The sequence below is a fragment of the Anabaena sp. PCC 7108 genome (assembly GCF_000332135.1).
GTDB lineage: Bacteria > Cyanobacteriota > Cyanobacteriia > Cyanobacteriales > Nostocaceae > Anabaena.
Genome location: NZ_KB235896.1, coordinates 2375409 through 2392977, shown reverse-complemented (window position 1 = coordinate 2392977; position 17569 = coordinate 2375409). Strand labels below are relative to the sequence as shown.

12 protein-coding genes are annotated in these 17569 nt (G+C 41.2%); 10 read left to right on the top strand and 2 right to left on the bottom strand.

Translation table 11 applies throughout. The annotated features are described in order from the left end of the window. Positions 1-139: 139 nt before the first annotated feature. The 8 genes from chlP (at position 140) to ANA7108_RS0111535 (ending at position 11845) form a co-directional block, all read left to right on the top strand. On the top strand, positions 140-1360 hold the full coding sequence (gene chlP, locus ANA7108_RS0111570) for a geranylgeranyl reductase (RefSeq protein WP_026104130.1): 1221 nt from the start codon (positions 140-142) through the stop codon (positions 1358-1360). 631 nt (positions 1361-1991) lie between these two features. Next, complete coding sequence (locus ANA7108_RS0111565) at positions 1992-3797, top strand: fatty acyl-AMP ligase (RefSeq protein WP_026104129.1); 1806 nt, start codon at positions 1992-1994, stop codon at positions 3795-3797. Between the two features lie 10 nt (positions 3798-3807). After that, the gene (locus ANA7108_RS0111560; RefSeq protein WP_016950952.1) at positions 3808-5616 is read left to right on the top strand and encodes an acyl-CoA dehydrogenase family protein; all 1809 of its coding nucleotides are present in this window, start codon (positions 3808-3810) and stop codon (positions 5614-5616) included. After that, positions 5585-5977: an acyl carrier protein gene (locus ANA7108_RS0111555; protein ID WP_016950951.1), complete on the top strand. Its 393-nt coding sequence runs from the start codon at positions 5585-5587 to the stop codon at positions 5975-5977. Before ANA7108_RS0111560 ends, ANA7108_RS0111555 begins: the two co-directional genes overlap by 32 nt. A gap of 127 nt (positions 5978-6104) precedes the next feature. Further along, on the top strand, positions 6105-7538 hold the full coding sequence (locus ANA7108_RS0111550) for an MBOAT family protein (protein ID WP_237741508.1): 1434 nt from the start codon (positions 6105-6107) through the stop codon (positions 7536-7538). Positions 7539-7541: 3 nt separating this feature from the next. Next, positions 7542-8474: a hypothetical protein gene (locus ANA7108_RS0111545; RefSeq protein WP_016950948.1), complete on the top strand. Its 933-nt coding sequence runs from the start codon at positions 7542-7544 to the stop codon at positions 8472-8474. Positions 8475-8671: 197 nt separating this feature from the next. Continuing rightward, positions 8672-9919, top strand: coding sequence for an NAD(P)/FAD-dependent oxidoreductase (locus ANA7108_RS0111540; RefSeq protein WP_016950947.1), 1248 nt, complete (start codon positions 8672-8674; stop codon positions 9917-9919). A 120-nt stretch (positions 9920-10039) separates the two neighbouring features. Beyond that, positions 10040-11845, top strand: coding sequence for an HTTM domain-containing protein (locus ANA7108_RS0111535; protein WP_016950946.1), 1806 nt, complete (start codon positions 10040-10042; stop codon positions 11843-11845). Positions 11846-12258: 413 nt separating this feature from the next. Here the strand turns inward: ANA7108_RS0111535 and ANA7108_RS0111530 are convergent, their stop codons facing one another. Beyond that, positions 12259-13002: a response regulator transcription factor gene (locus ANA7108_RS0111530; RefSeq protein ID WP_016950945.1), complete on the bottom strand. Its 744-nt coding sequence runs from the start codon at positions 13000-13002 to the stop codon at positions 12259-12261. 155 nt (positions 13003-13157) lie between these two features. Between ANA7108_RS0111530 and ANA7108_RS0111525 the strand changes: the two genes are divergently transcribed. After that, positions 13158-14243, top strand: a complete 1086-nt coding sequence (locus ANA7108_RS0111525; RefSeq protein ID WP_016950944.1) for a YheT family hydrolase — start codon at positions 13158-13160, stop codon at positions 14241-14243. 240 nt (positions 14244-14483) lie between these two features. Then, a complete protein-coding gene (hetI, locus tag ANA7108_RS0111520) occupies positions 14484-15206 on the top strand; it encodes a 4'-phosphopantetheinyl transferase HetI (RefSeq protein WP_016950943.1) in 723 nt (240 codons plus the stop codon). Between the two features lie 211 nt (positions 15207-15417). Here the strand turns inward: hetI and ANA7108_RS0111515 are convergent, their stop codons facing one another. Beyond that, positions 15418-17523 (bottom strand): cation:proton antiporter, encoded by a 2106-nt coding sequence (locus tag ANA7108_RS0111515; RefSeq protein WP_016950942.1) that lies wholly within the window; start codon positions 17521-17523, stop codon positions 15418-15420. Positions 17524-17569 lie beyond the last annotated feature (46 nt).

Here is a 17569-nt window from a genome sequence, read left to right as displayed (position 1 = left end):
GACGGTTTTTAACCTCAGTTTTTATATCGAAATATTAAGGAATATTGCATTTTTCTCAAAACCTGAAGGGAAAGCGCCAAATCAACCAAAATACCGTGATACGATGCTTTGGGTAAATGTGAAGATTGGGAGAAAACCTTTGACACTACGGGTTGCAGTTGTTGGTTCAGGCCCAGCTGGTTCATCTGCCGCTGAGACATTGGCAAAAGCTGGAATTGAAACTTACCTAATTGAGCGCAAGCTCGATAACGCCAAACCATGCGGGGGAGCCATTCCCCTCTGTATGGTGAGTGAATTTGACCTACCACCAGAAATCATCGACCGTCGAGTGCGGAAGATGAAAATGATTTCGCCTTCAAATCGTGAGGTTGATATCAATTTAATAAATGAAGATGAATATATAGGAATGTGCCGCCGGGAAGTGCTGGATGGATTCCTCCGCGACCGGGCGGCCAAATTAGGCGCAATTTTAATTAATGCCACAGTTCATAAACTTGATATACCCACAAATAACTCAGACCCCTATACCATTCATTATGTTGACCATACAGAAGGTGGGGCGCAGGGGATTGGCAAAACCCTAAAAGTGGATTTAGTAATCGGGGCTGATGGTGCAAATTCCCGCATTGCTAAGGAAATGGATGCAGGGGATTATAATTATGCGATCGCTTTCCAAGAACGCATTCGTCTACCCCAAGACAAAATGGACTACTATAACGACCTCGCCGAAATGTACGTTGGCGATGATGTTTCTACTGACTTTTACGCTTGGGTATTTCCCAAGTATGACCACGTAGCAGTAGGTACTGGTACAATGCACGTCAACAAAGCCAGTATCAAAAACCTGCAAGCCGGCATCCGCGCCCGTGCTTCTGAAAAATTAGCCGGCGGTAAAATCATCAAAGTAGAAGCGCATCCCATTCCCGAACATCCCCGTCCTCGTCGTGTTGTGGGACGTATAGCTTTAGTAGGAGATGCGGCTGGTTATGTTACCAAGTCTTCTGGAGAAGGTATCTATTTTGCCGCTAAATCAGGGCGGATGTGTGCTGAAACCATTGTCGAAGCTTCCAACAGTGGTGCGCGAATTCCCACAGAAGGCGACCTCAAGATTTACCTGAAGCGTTGGGATAAGAAATACGGACTCACCTACAAGGTATTAGACATTCTCCAAAGTGTCTTCTATCGTTCCGATGCTACCCGTGAGGCATTTGTAGAGATGTGTGGTGACATGGATGTACAAAAACTAACATTCGATAGTTACTTGTATAAAACCGTGGTTCCAGCTAATCCTATCACCCAACTAAAAATTACTGCCAAAACCATTGGTAGCTTAATTCGGGGTAACGCTCTAGCTCCCTAACCTTAGTTCAAGACAGCAAGATCGAGATAAAGCTTATCCGTTGATTGCTCAAAACCTTGAAGCAGATAGGTTTATACTCAGCAAGGGGTAAAAGCTCTGTTTACGTAGCCTTTTCCGAAAAGTAGAACTTAGCATCTCGTACAGAACAAAGCTAACAGCACTTTATAATATTACCCATCTTCGCAAGCGAGGGTGGGTATTTTAGCTACTATAACCAAAATAGGTAGGTTCCCAAAAATTCACTTACCATACAAAGGTAGGAATTTATCACCTATAAAATAATTTTCATGAAAAATTTATCATAGTCTCTCATCTCTACATCGTCAAAATTATGATAAATCCTTTCAAAACAATACTTATGCCACAGACATACACTGAAATAGGAAATTACTAGAGGAGGTTAAATTTATTTTTTTAGTGAAAACACCGAGAAAATACTCCAGTAAGGGGGTTTTATATGTCAGTATTGAGTATAATTGACGCAGAGCCGAATTTATTAAACACATAACTATAACTATACAGTATTACTCCATACACAGGAGCTATGTTGTAAGGGTTCATAAATTTCATATCCTCCCAGTTTTTGCGGAGTCGTGAAATGACTTAATGCCTCGCTACCCAAATTTTGCTAATGACAAACATCTCTACCTTGGTCGAACTACTACGCTGGCGTGCTACCCATGAGATGGACAAGCTCGCTTATATGTTTCTCATTGATGGAAAAACAGAAGGAGCCAAGTTAACCTACGGAGAACTTGACCGTCAAGCCCGTGCCATAGGCGCACTTTTACAGCAACACAATGGCAAAGGCGAGCGGGCATTATTGCTTTATCCTCAAGGACTGGATGTCATAGCAGCTTTTTTGGGTAGTCTTTATGGCGGTGTGATAGCGATACCAGTACCACCACCCGATGCAGGAAGACTAAAGCGAGCATTGCCTCGGTTACGGGCAATCGTCAAAGATGCAAATGCTGCCTTTGCCCTAACCACTAAGCGGTTTTTAAGTATTTTACAAGAAGCAGAATTAGATTTTCCCGAATTTCAGCAAATAAATTGGATAGTCACTGAAGACATTGACTTAGAACTGGCAGACCAGTGGCAAGATCCTCAAGTTAGCCCAGAGACCCTGGCATATCTGCAATACACATCTGGGTCTACTTCCACTCCCAAAGGAGTGATGATCAATCATCACAACATCATGCACCATTGCGGCTATTTACAAAAAGCCTGTGGCTATGATGCACAAAGTGTTTCCATCACTTGGATGCCTTACTTCCATGATTACGGGCTAGTAGAAGGATTAACTGTGCCACTGTACAACGGTCATCCTTGCTACGTAATGTCCCCTCTAGCTTTTATCAAACAACCATTTCGTTGGCTTAATGCCATTTCGCGCTATCGGGGTACACACAGTCAAGCTCCCAACTTTGCCTATGAGCAATGTGTTGGGCGTGTCACCGACGTGCAACTGGATAGCCTCAATCTCAGCAGTTGGGTAGCGGCAGGTAATGCGGCAGAACCAATCAATCCCAGGGTGTTAGAAGAGTTCTTTGAAAAATTTGCTCCTTGTGGATTCCGTTGGGAAACCTTCGCCCCCGCTTATGGATTAGCAGAAAACACACTTTTAGTATCAACAAGTCCCAGAGAAAAACCGCCTGTACTCTGCCTAGTCAAAACATCAGAAATTGAAAGAAACAAAATTGTTGAAGCCACAGCTTGGGGAGAAGGAGTACGGGCTATTCCTGGATGTGGTCAATTAGTTTGTGATACCAAAGTAGCAATTGTTAACCCCGACACACTCACCAGTTGCCAACTTGATGAAGTCGGAGAAGTTTGGGTATCTGACCCCAGTGTAGCAGACGGTTATTGGCATCGCCCCGAAGAAAGTGAAAGTACCTTCCGTGCTTATACAGCCGATAACAAGGAGGGACCATTTCTACGGACAGGCGATCTGGGTTTTATGAAAAATGGTGAATTATTTATCACTGGACGGATTAAAGACCTGATTATTATCCGGGGTACTAACCACTATCCTCAAGACCTAGAGTGGACAGTGCAGCAACTTCATCCTTGCCTCCGTCCCGACTATGGTGCAGCCTTCTCCATAGATGTAGATGCAGTTGAGCGACTGGTAATAGTGCAGGAAGTCAAACGCAATCCCGAAGATTTTAACCCAGAAGAGGTAATTAGCAGCATTCAGCAAGCGATCGCCGAAATTCATGAACTTCAAGTCTACGCGGTTGTTCTCGCCAAGCCGGGTAATGTCCTCAAAACCTCTAGTGGCAAAATTCAGCGCCGGGCTTGTAAAGCCAGTTTCCTCGCAGGTGAATTAGGAGTATTAGCTAACTGGAGTGAAAACCCTAAATTTAACGCCAACTTCCGTAAATTATCAGATGAAATCGATTCCTTGCTAGATCAAGTGCAAATTACCTCCTAAAGAAAACACTATGCAGCCATTAAAGCAATATTGGGTTGCCCAAAGACTAGAACAGGATTTAGGTCATCCTGGCAATCCAGACAGTATGATGTCATTCAAACAGGTTATAGACCTGGATGAAAAAGAAGAATTTCCCCACGAAATTATCCAATGGCTCTATAACTGGAAACTCCAACACTATTACATCCCCACAGAGTGCGGGGGCGAATTCACAACCTTTGATGAATTTATATCTTTTGTGCGGGTCTTATCTCGGCGAGATCAAACCGCAGCGATCGCATTCACTACCATGTTTTGGTCATATTTAACATGGATGGCAGGGACAGAGGAACAAAAACAGACTCTTTCCAGCTTCATGAAAGATGCCGACGGTGCTATGTGCCTAGCTTATTCGGAAAAAGCACATGGTAGCGATTTATTAGCTGGTGATATGCAAGCCACGAAAGTTCCTGGTGGCTACATCATGAATGGGGAAAAATGGCCAATTAATCGTGCCACTATCTCTGGAGTATCTTTCGTATTAGCCAGAACTGATGAAGCAGGTGGGGCGCGTAGCCTTTCCTTATTCATGGTAGAAAAGAGCAAAATTGACCCAGCTAACTATAGCCACCTCCCCAAAATCCTGACTCATGGGGTACGGGGTTCGGATATGAGTGGTATTCGCTTTGATAACTGTTTTATTCCCGAATCAATGCGGTTGGGAGCAGAAGGACTAGGATTAGAACTAGCACTGAAAGGCTTTCAAATTACCAGGGCGCTATGTGCAGCCTTTTCTCAAGGTGCCGCAGATACAGCATTGCGTACCACCCTCAAATTTGCCCTAGACCGCAAATTGTATGGCAAAACAGTTTTCGATATGCCCCAACCCAAACGCACTCTCACCGATGCGTTTCTAGATATTTTAATTTGTGACTGTGCCACCATTGGAGTAGCCCGTGGATTTAACTCCATTCCAGAGCAAATCAGTGTTTGGTCCGCAGTCGTCAAATACTTTGTCACCACAACTTTGGAAACAGTGGTGCAGAACGTTTCCGTAGTTCTCGGCTCACGTTTTTATATGCGTGAAGCTCACGAATGGGGAATTTTCCAAAAAGTTTTACGAGATAACGCCATTATCAGTATGTTTGATGGCAGCACCGTCGTAAATCTTCATGCTCTGCTATTGCAATTGCGTCAGTTAGCTAAATCGCGCACCAAAAACGCTGGACGCAATCCAGAAGCACTACAAAAACGGCTGGCAATCACTTTTGATCAAACCCAGCCTTTACCAGCATTTGATGGCAAAAAACTGGAACTGGTAAATCGAGGTGGAGATGATGTCCTGCAAGGGTTAGACCTGGCATTAACATCTCTGCAAGACTTGAAGTCTGACTCTAACCTTGACCCAGATATTCTGTACCAAATCATCACCTTCACAGAAATGGTACAGGAGGAGCTAAATGCTTTTGATCAGCAGGTTACAGCTTCCAACTTCCAGTTTGGCCATGAGCAATCGCCAGAATTATTCGATATGGCGAAACAATACTGCGTCATGCACGTAGCGGCTGCTTGTGTGCATACGTGGCTTCATAACCGCAACCATCTGGGAGACTTCTTTGCCAGCGGGGACTGGTTAGCACTTAGCTTGCGTAAGCTAATGCTGACATTTCGTCCTGGGAAAGCATTACCTAGAAGGATCGACGACGGGGCAATCACCCAAGAATTGATCCGACTGTATAGCGAAGACCGGATGTTTTCCATCGTTCCTTTCCAACTTGCAAAATCTCAACAACAAGAGGCTAATAATAATGCAACTTCAACACTCCAACTCCAATCTTAGTACCACTACTGCTGTTGATACCATCCAAGGGTGGTTGATTAACCAAATTGCCAAACAATTGGGAATTAATGCTCAAACCATCAAAGTTACTGAACCTTTGACTCGCTATGGTCTAGACTCTATCGACTCAGTAACCATCGTTGGTGATATGGAAGATTGGCTAGATGCAGAACTTCCTTCCACCTTACTTTGGGACTATCCCACCATTGAAAAAGCAGCTAATTACTTGGTTAGCGAACTGAGTGTATTGCCTTCTGAAGCCATGGCTTCCCAGCCAGTAGCATCTGTTAGCAAACCTAAAGAAGAAGTTTCCCAAGGCAAAGGCTGGGGAGGTCTTTGGAACAAAATTAGTGGTAGCTGATGAAGAGAATAGGTGACAGGGAATAGGAAGTAATTATTAATTACCCATTCCCATTACTCTAAATTTTAGGCATTTCACAGACCGGAGGCAGGGTGAATTGAATTTTTCAGAGTTTTCCTTCTGGTGGGTGCTAATACTATTCAGCATTCCTTACTTCACAGTTCGCTATATTGCTAAGTCTTTAAACCTCTGGAAAGGTGCTTTTGATGCCTTTGGTTTGGCAGCAATGTCGTTGTTCTTGTTTCTTAACGCCTCTAAATCTAGCTTTGCCATTTTCATCTGTGAAATCATCTTTAACTACATCATGGTGTGGTTGATGTTGCGACAAACAGGATGGAAAGCCAAGGCAATAGCTACGGTTGTAGTAGTGATAGATATTGCTATCCTGGCCTATTTCAAATATCTGAACTTCTTTATAGAGGACGTTTTAGGGTTATTAATACCAGGATTATCAGAAACTTGGCAGTCGCGGAATATTCCTGGATTAGGTTCAATTCCACCAGGATTATCCTTTTACACTTTCCAAATGGTGGCGTTTGTCGTTGACTCTTACACCAGTAAAAAGAAACAACCGATTAGTGCATTAGATTACGTCAACTTTGCGTCATTTTTTCCCCAAGTAGTAGCAGGTCCGATTGAACGTCGGGCTGATTTCTTTCCCCAGATTGAAAATTTCACTTTTAAATTCACATTTGATAATTTTGAAGCTGGTTTTCGCTGGCTTTCCTTGGGGTTATTTATGAAGTTTGTCTTGGCTGACAATATTTCACCCTACATCAAAGTAGCTCAAGTTGATAATCCCTGGTTAGTCTGGTTTTTTGCATTTTTATTTACCCTGCAAATTTACTTTGATTTTGGTGGATATAGTTTTATTGCCTTGGGTTTAGCCAAATTTCTAGGTATTAACTTAACCATTAATTTCCTTGCTCCTTATACTTCCCAAAGTATTAACGAGTTTTGGCGCAGGTGGCACGTTACTCTCAGCACTTGGTTTCGGGATTATGTTTTTCTACCGCTAATGGGTAGAAATATGAAGTGGGCTCCATTTTATTTATTTATTACATTTACCCTATCTGGCTTTTGGCATGGAGCGGCTTGGAACTTCATTATTTGGGGAGCTTACCACGGACTACTGCTATTAGTAATACGCTATGCCGGACGACCTTTTTATAAATTACTATCTCAGCAAAAGTTCCTCATGCCTCAGTTTATTTCCTGGGCTTTAACCTTTGGCTCGGTGATTCTGGGATGTTTGTTTTTCATGGAAACCAATACTTATCGGTTGCTAGAAAAGTTGAAAGTTATCGTTACTCCCTGGAATTATTCTCTGAGCAATTTGGGTGAGGCTTTCACATTTTTGAATGCCAATGGGGGGGGAACTCTGGCATTAGCTTTGTTACTGGCAATGGGAGTTTTGTTGATGGAACAAATTGGCGTTTGGCAACAACGGGAGTGTGAATACGATATATTACTTTCTCCGTGGATGTCGCGGATACTATTTGCTCTGACTATCTTGTTAGCTGCTACTGCACCTTCTCCGTTCATCTACTTTGAGTTTTAGCTAATGAATAAATTTTTGAGACTCTCTAGTTGGTTAGCGATCGCAGGTTTAACTTGGGGTGTAGGCTATTTCTACAATGCCCGTTATGGTGGTGAACTTAGCTGGCTGCGGATCATGTATGAGCAGAAAATGGCGTTAGCTAAGGAAGTCCAAGCCCCCCAACGCATTCTCATTGTTGGAGGTTCTGGAGCGCACTACACCGTAGATGCAGGACTGATGCAAAAGGATGTGGGTATTCCTACTCTCAACATGGCCACCGATGGTCCTGTGGGCTTAGATGTAATTTTGGCCAGCGTCTCTGATGTGATTAAAAAAGGCGATATTGTGGTGCTGATTCCAGAGTATCTACTGCTTTTAGATGATGACGGTTTTGGCGATCGCTCTGGTCAGTTTGGTGCGGCTATCGGTAAACCCGGATTAGGGAATATACCCGCTAAACAACTAGCTCAAGACCTGATGTCGTTAGGTTTACCCACTCTCAAAGCATTGACAAAATCATCTTTTGATGTTGTGGAAAAAGGTCATCTAACTGGCTATTATTCAGATCCCATTACAGCTAACGGTGATCCAACCGTAATGAAGCAGCGGACTAAGAGCAAATGGTGGTCATTGACGATTAATGATAGTGTTTCTCCCCACTCTCTCAAGCGCATTCAGCAATTTAAACAGGAAGTTGAATCTAAGGGTGCAACTTTAGTATTAGGACTTTCCTGGATTTATGGCAGCACTGACTCGAAAACTCTAGGTAATATCCGCAAGACAGCAGAGGAGTTAAGTAAAATTGCCCCGGTACTTTATGACAAAAATACCTTAAATGTGAAAACAGATTCTAGTCTGTTTGCTGATACTCACTATCATCTTAATCCCAGCGGTCGCCGTATCCGTACTACTGAACTGGTTGAGCAGTTGAAAGCAGTCAATATCATTCGTAATTGAATTACAAATTTTTTGGCTCAAGCTTCAGACACAGAGAGAAAAGCGAAAGTGCAGTATTAGAAAAATATAGCAATTCCCATTCAAGTGAGGTACAAGCGGTAAGAATAGAACACAGATGAACGCAGATAAACGCAGATGATTTTGTACTTCGTGAGACTAGGAAACGCCATATTGTATTAATTAATAATTATTAAGCTATGTATCAAATAGACGATAAATTTCATCAGCAAGGTCAGTTTGAAAAACCATCTGTTAGTAATTATAAACCGCTGCGGATTTGTATTTTGGGTGGTGGTTTTGGTGGGCTTTATACGGCTTTACAATTGGGAAAGTTTGCTAAATGTCCATACAAATATGAAATTACGCTGGTGGAACAACGTGACCATTTTGTATTTACTCCTTTACTCTATGAAGTGGTGACTGGAGAGTTACATGATTGGGAAGTTGCACCAGCTTATAAAAAGTTGTTAGCAGGTAGTAGTGCCAAATTTTATCAAGCGGAAATTCAAGGAGTTGATTTAGAACAAAAATTGGTAAATTTACAGAACGGAGAAATCGTAAATTACGATTATTTAGTGTTATCTGTTGGTAAAGAAACGCGGTTAGATGTAGTTCCAGGAGCATTAGAATACGCCCAAACTTTTCGCACTTTAGCCGATGCTGAATGTTTAAAGAAACGGTTACTTTTTTTAGAAGCTTCAGATATTCCTGTGATTCGCATAGCTATAGCAGGTGCTGGTCCAAATGGCGTAGAAATAGCCTGTAAGTTAGCAGACAGATTAAAAAAAAGAGGAGAAATTCACTTAATTGATAGAGGTAATGAAATTCTAAAAACTTTCTCTCAAAGTAGTCGTACTGTATCATACAGAGCTTTACTAAAACGTGGTGTACAGATAAATTTAAATACTAATATTGAAGCTATTAACTTTAATAAAATTATCATTAACTCCCAAGATAAAACGCGCCATATAGAAACAGATTTAGTATTATGGACAGGAGGAAATCAATCAATTCAATGGATAAAAGAGCTAAATTGTCAACATAATCAACAAGGACAATTGATTGCTAAACCAACCTTACAACTAACCGGATATCCTCATGTATTTGTCTTAGGAGATTTAGCAGAAATTAGAGATATTAAAGGTAACGAATCTCCCGCTACAGCCCAAGCTGCTTTTCAGCAAGCCCCCCGTGCTGCTCGTAATATTTGGGCAAAAATTACAGGACGTAAATTAAAGTCATTTAGTTATTTGCACTTAGGAGAAATGCTAACCCTGGGTATTAAGAATGCTGTAGTTTATAGCTTTGGTATTACCCTACATGGTAATCTAGCGGGAATTATTCGCACAGGAGTTTATATTCAACGTTTACCAACTCTCAAACATAAACTTGAGGTAGCTAAAAGATGGATAGTTAGAGGGATGAAAAAGCTACTGCAACGATAAATTATGCTCATGATCCAAACGCAGAGAGTAAAATCCTACTATCTTTATTCCTAATAAAAAAACTTATTTTCCTTCTTCCTTCGTGTCCTTCGCGCCTTCGCGGTTGATTAAAAAAAAATTATGACTATTCACAAACAAACATCAAAAACTTTTTTGGGAAAAAATCTAGAAACTGTCTTAGGATTAGATTTGCGATCGCTTGCAGCTTTCAGAATTGGCATATCTTTAATTATTCTCACTGATTTATGCACACGTTTTGGGGATCTCACCGCCCACTATTCTGATTTAGGGGTGCTTCCTCGGTCTATATTGGCTGAAATTGCCAAATCTGGATATTGGTCTTTACATACGATTAGTGGAGAACCAATTTTTCAGATACTATTATTTGCGATCGCAGCATTCTTCGCAATTCTCATGTTAGTGGGTTATCGCACTAGAGTGGCAACTATCGCTTCTTGGGTATTGCTGATTTCTCTCCACAATCGCAATCCAGCCCTGATTTTTGCCGCAGATGATGTCCTTCGCGCTCTCATGTTTTGGGCTATGTTCCTGCCTTGGGGAGCTTGCTATTCGCTGGATAGTGCGTTCAACACTTCTCATCGTCAGTTACCAGAACGAGTGTTTTCTGGTGCTACTTTGGCCTTGATGTGTCAACAGTGCTTTATCTATATTTTCTCAGCCGCATTTAAGACGAAAAGCCCAGTCTGGATTGATGGAAGTGCCGTTTATTATGCTTTGAGTTTTGATCAATACGTCACTCCTTTTGGTCATTTTCTCCTAAATTTTCAACCTATTTTAAAAGTATTTACACAAATTACTTTGGTGTTGGAATGGATTGGTCCTTTGGTGATATTTATTCCTTTCCGTAACGACCTTTTACGGATGTGTGCCATTATCACTTTTATTGGACTTCATGCCGGATTTGCCTTAACTTTGAATATCGGTATTTTCCCATTTTTGAGTATTTTTAGTTGGTTAGCATTCCTCCCCAGTTCTTTTTGGAATGTACTGGAAAAGCGCATCCAAAATCCAGCACGTCAAGGTTTAACTATTTACTTTGATGCTGATTGTGGTTTCTGTAAAAAAGTTGTACATATATTACGGACTTTGTTGATTTTACCAGGAACTCCGTTATTAATGGCACAGGAATATCCAGATATTTGTGCGGATATGCAAACCCATAATTCCTGGGTAATTGAAGATTATCAAGGCAACCGATACTTCAAATTTAAAGGAATTATTTATGTAGTTAGTCTTTCGCCAATATTTAGGTTTCTAGTACCATTTTTGAGTTGGAAACCAGTCATGGCAGGAGGAACAAAATTTTATGAAGCGATCGCAACTAACCGCAAATTCGCTGGCAATTTTACTAAACCTTTGAAATTTCGTCCTCTAGAAGTTCGTAAATCACGCTTTTTGAATATTCTAGCTGTGGTCTTACTAATCTACACTTTAATTTGGAACTTTAGTAGTTATTCTCCCGATTCATTCAAACGAAAAATTTGGGAACAAACTGCATTTATTGGTAGGGTTACACGTCTTGATCAATCATGGAGTATTTTTGCCCCAAGTCCTCCCAGAGATGATGGTTGGCATATAATTCCTGGACGACTTGAAGATGGCAGCGAAGTTGATATTTTTAGAAATGGGAATCCTGTAAATTGGGATAAACCTAGTCTGGGTGTGAGAAGTGCTATTTACCATAATATGCAATGGCGCACTTATTTTATTAATCTCAATCGAGCAATTGGTAAAAAGCTTTATCCTTTTTATGGTGAGTATCTATGTCGTCATTGGAATACTCAACACACGGGTAATCAACATTTAAAAAACTTAGATATTTACTTTATGGATGAGCGTACAGTTCCTCCTGGGGAACAGCAAACCGTTGAGAAAAAACAAACTTGGCAACAATCTTGTTCTTAAAGTCTTTCTGTTCCCTTTCATCCAACTTTTTCAGCAAAACCTACTAGTCTGTCAAGAACTAATTGATATTATGTCCGCCTAATCACTTATCAAAAAAAATTCTCCGCGTCCCCGCGTCTCCGTGTCCCCGTGTCTCCCCGTCCCCGCGTCCCCGCGTCTCCCCGCGTCCCCGCGTCTCCGCGTCAGTCTAAATGATAAGTATTCAACTTACTACTGTAAGTACCTGAGCAAAATTAATTGAATATTTTCGGAACAAATAAAAATCCCTATAGTGCTTATCTGTTCCCTGTTCCCTGTTCCCTCTCCTAAATGTACAATTTATTTTGCACAACTACTTAATTAAATTGGCACTCCCTGAATTACTTCAGAATAGAGTGCCAATTTATCACATCAAAGCACTATGTAGCGCTAATTTACTCAACTACTGTAGCGGCAGTACTCTCAGAAGAGGGAGGCACACTGGGTAACTCTAAACAGTATCCCGCACCATATACTGTCTTGATATAGTGGGGATGACGAGGATCTGGTTCGAGCTTAGTCCTCAAGTGGCGAATATGCACCCGAATTGTTTCGATATCATCGTCAGGATCATAACCCCAAACTTCTCGCAAAATTTCACTGGGAGAAACCGTCTGGCCATGACGTTGAAGCAAGCAGTGAAGTAACTCAAATTCCAAGTGAGTCAGTTTCACAGTTTCATTAAACCAGATAGCCTCAAACCTTTCTGGAACTAGGGTAAGAGTTCCATAGCTGAGAATTTCACTATGCTTTGCAGCTTGGGGAATGCGGTCAGTACGCCGCAACAAAGCCCGTACTCGTGCCAGCATTTCTTCAACTTCAAAAGGCTTAGTCAAGTAGTCATCTGCACCCGCATTGAAACCCTCAACCTTATATTGAGTTTGGCTCAAAGCCGTCAGCATTAAGACGGGAATTTCAGCGGTGCGGTCATCCCGACGTAGGCGTTGGCAAATGGTAAATCCATCTACTCTGGGTAACATGAGATCAAGCATGATCAAGTCTGGTTGCAGCTGGAGAGCCAGTGCCTGACCTTTAATGCCGTCTTCAGCTTGACTAACATCGTAGCCAGCCATTTCTAAGTTGACAGCAACGAGTTCTGAAATCGCTGGGTCATCGTCTATGACAAGAATCCTCGGCATTCTTAAAAAATTATGACTACTTATTTAAGGATAAATTAAGAACCTTTGAGATATACAAAAATTGTGATTACAATTATGAAAAAGATTTAAAATCTAACATAAATATTAAGATTAAAAGACCTAGAAATCAAGATCAAATTAGATGAAATTTTTATATGATTTGTAACTCTACCTACAATCCACCTTATTTTCTGCAAAATGGTGTAGCCATGACTGCCTACACTGCTTTGTGGGGAAGCCGTCATTGGCAAAGTACAACTATAGATCCAGAGCCACTTTATCAGCAAGTCATCTTTAGTGGTGGGCAAGGTGTGCCAATTTTTGGATGGGTTGCTATTCCCAAAAATGCCCATAGCACAATTGTTGGCACTTATGGCATTACCGGAGAGTTAAATCAACAATGGTTTTTGCGGCTGTTGGGACGTAAAGCATACGCGCAAGGATACGCTGTAGTTTTATTTGATTGGCGAGCGCATGGTAAAACCGCAGAATTATCTCCAACTTTAACTTCCGATGGTTTGTATGAAGGTGAAGATTTTGTCCATATTGCGGCGGCAGCGGCGGCGATGGGATGCCCAAAAAAGTTTTGGTTTACAGGGTATTCTTTAGGAGGACAATTGGCGCTGTGGGGGGTGAAAGCGGCTGTAGATTTGACTAGAGCAGGGGATTTAGGAATTAAAGAGAGTGACATTGCTGGGGGGGCGGTGATTTGTCCAAGTTTGGATTCATTGCGATCGCTCACGTATTTAGTCACAACTCCTTTTGGTAAATACGTAGAACCACGCATTGCTAGGGAATTAAAAAAACTGGCATGGAAAATACACGCTGCTCACCCTGGTAGTTTAGAAGCAGAAGCAATTGAACGAGCTAACAGCATTTGGGGATTTGACGAAGAACTAGTAATTGAACGTTTGGGTTTTTCGTCTGTAGAAGACTATTATGAAGCCAGCAGCGCTTTAAATCTATTACCTCAGTTATCAAAACCAACCTTAATTCTTTATGCTGCTGATGACCCATTATTTCATCCCGACATTGTTACCGATTTAAAAGTTGCCAGTTCCAAAAATTCAGCCATAGATTTATTACTCACATCTTATGGAGGTCATGTTGGTTATGTGAGTAGCAAAAAATGTCAGCACCAAGCCCAAGATCCTGACCAATGGTGGGCTTGGAATCGCATTTTAGAATGGATAGAAGCAAAGCGCACTGAGCAAGTTGAAAAAATTTCCCTGATCAGATAATTTATCCAGAAAACAGCATCACCTTTCCCCACGTCTCAGAGGTTGTTTGAAAAGTATTAGATGAAACCAATAATTTCCAAGAACCTAACCCCCCAGCCCCCCTTCCCTACCAGGGAATGGGGGTTTCAAAGCCTCTCCCCGCGTCGGGGAGAGGTTTGGAGAGGGGTTTATTTATACATTAAAAACTTTTAAAACATCCTCTCAGTTTCCCTCTGTCTCTTCTTCAATTTTGAATTGCTTGTGAATGATTCTAATTATATCTGGCTACCTGCACCCACAGATTTAACTTTGTCATCGGATCATGTACATATCTGGAAAATAGATTTAAAACAGCCAGAATCACAGATACAATCTTTCCAGAAAAACCTTTCTAGTGATGAAATTGCTCGTGCTGAAAGGTTTTATTTTCCAGAACATCGTCAGCGTTTCATTGCTGGAAGGAGTAGTTTACGATCTATTTTAGGTCGTTATTTAAATATTGAGCCTTCACAAGTAGAATTTGAATATCAACCACGGGGAAAACCTTTATTAGCAGCTAAATTTGCCGAAAGAAAGCTATTTTTTAACTTGTCTCACTCTCAAAATTTAGCTCTGTGTGGGGTAAGTTATACGCGGACAATAGGTGTAGATTTAGAATATATTCGCTCTATGTCAGATTTAGAAAATCTTGCCAAACGCTTCTTTTTACCCAAAGAATATGAAGTAGTTAAATCCCTACCTTTAGATCAACAGCAACAGATATTTTTCCGTTACTGGACTTGCAAAGAAGCTTATTTAAAAGCAACCGGTGATGGTTTAGTTCAGTTAGAGCAAATTGAGATATTTTTGACACCTACAGAACCTGCAAAATTGCTTGTATCAGGAAATTGGAGTTTAAAAGAATTAGCACCGGCAAATAATTTCGCTGCTGCTGTTGTAGTTGCAGGTACTATTGGGGATTTGTGTACTTGGGAAATGATTTAAGTAGGTTGGCGTTAAAAATTGTCGTTATGACAAGGGAACAGGGAACTCTTAACAGGGAACAGAGAAGAGGTTTTGGGAGATTTTACTTTTCGTTACATAGTACTCTTCGAGAAGCCGCTGCGCGTCTACGGTTTTTTTCCGTTCACCTACTTATCTCCTTTGTTTTGATTTGGAAGTCCCTAAAGAGTTATAAAACCTGAAATTATGGGCATTATTGAGGCTGTCCTAGCATCACAATCGAACATTTCAAGTTATTAATTACCTGAGTTGTCACTTCACTAACTGCTAATCCCCCAGCAGTACGATAGCGCACAGAACGCAAAACCACTAAGTCAAATCCCTCAGATTGCTCAATAATGATTTTAGGAATATCATCACCAACAATTGTGAGGATATTTGTATTTACTTGTAACTTGCTTTGATTAGCAATATCAGACAATTGAGAGGTAAAATGTGTGACCTGATGAGCAGGTATGAGGCGTTGGCTTATGTGCAGAAGCACAACTTCAGCTTGATTGGCATCAGCTAAAATTTGGGCAAACCTCACAGTACCGATAGTCGCCCTCGTTAAGTCACCAACGGGGACAAGAATTCGCTTGATTTCTGTAGGACTTTTTAACAGGCGTGTTACTGCTACCGGACAGTGAGAAGACCAGAAAACCTTATCAATGAGACTACCGAATAAACGAGCGCGGAAATTTCTGGTATTTCCCCAACCCATCACCACTAAACTAGCATTGTGTTCCCGACTAGCGTGACTAATCCCCAAAGCCACATCATCATCAATCCGAATTGTAGGTGATGCTTGTACGTCAAATTCTTGACTGATTTTTAAAGCCAACCTCAATCTTTCCTGACTTTTTTCTAGTGCCGTTACTAATGTCGGATCATCCATATTCACATGGGCTTGAGTAATGGCTAAAGGCATAATCTGTCCAGATTCATGGCGCGCCAGCAGTGCTGCCATTTCCAGTAAATAGCGTTGCGTGAGCGGGTTATAAATGGGAACCACGACAATGAATGGCGGGTAATCTTGCTGCAAACGGTTGTCTGCTTTCTCTGGTTGCTCAATCACCGCCTCCTGAGATTCCCACCACACCGATAGACTGTCTGTTTTCCAGTCCGCAGCTGGGGTGACTTGTAAAAACCTAGCCACCCTGGCTGTAACTATTGGACCCATGATGGCAGTAACCAACATCAAGACAATGACACTGTTTAAGACATCCTCACTGATTAGTCTCTCACCAGCAGGATTTAGGGATTGATAGGCAACTAATGTTGCTGCTAGTGTGGCTGCTACCTGGGGTAGCGATAATGACCACATTGTCAGCATCTCTGAATTGTTATAGCGATAAAATATTTTTGCTAGAAATGCCGCAACAAATTTACTGCTAATCAGCGCCACTACAATTGCCGCAGTCAGACCAATTGAACTAAGAGTTTTGATAAATGCAGGTATATCAATTAATAATCCCATGTCTACAAAGAAACAAGGAATAAAAAGAACACTACCAACAAACTCTACTTTTTCTTTAACTGGGCTATTTCCCAAAACGCCGTTGACTGCTAAACCTGCGAGGAACGCACCGACAATTTTTTCTACTCCAATCACCTGCGCTCCTACAGATGCCAAAAATAATGCCAGCAAGATAAACAAAAATTGATTACCTTCTTCCTCCCCAGTACGGCGGAAGAACTCTTTTCCGACCCGATTGAACCCAAATAATATTACAACTGAATAAATTGCCAGTCCACCTAATAAAGTGAATAATTTAAAAGCTGTGAAATCTCCTCCATGAATACCCACACAAATTGCCAGTAATAATAAAGCACCTGTATCAGTAAAAATCGTTGCCCCAATTGTCACAGTTACTGCTTCATTGCCTATGACTCCTAAACGACTAATAATTGGATATGCCAGAAGAGTATGAGAAGCAAGTAAAGAACCAATCAGAACAGAAGAATTCCAGCTAAAATTGAATAAACGTCCTGTAATAATCCCAGCAATTAAAGGTGCTAAAAACGTCAGAAAGCCAAACCCCATTGAGCGATTTTTAGTTTGGCGAAACTGCTCAATATCAATCTCTAAACCTGCTACAAACATCAAATAAACTTTACCGATATCTGAAAGCAGTTTTATGGTTTCTGATTTAGAGTTGAGGAGATGGAGTCCATTAGGACCGAGAATTACACCTGCTAGTAGCAAACCCACCAATCCAGGTAATTTTAATCTCTCAAATAGCGGCGGAACAAGAAAAATAGCTAAGAGGAGAATTGTAAAGGAAATGAGAGGTTCTGTGAGAAAATTTACTGGCATTTTTAATAAAAAAATTTTATATCAGGTACATTTTGCAATAGTAAAT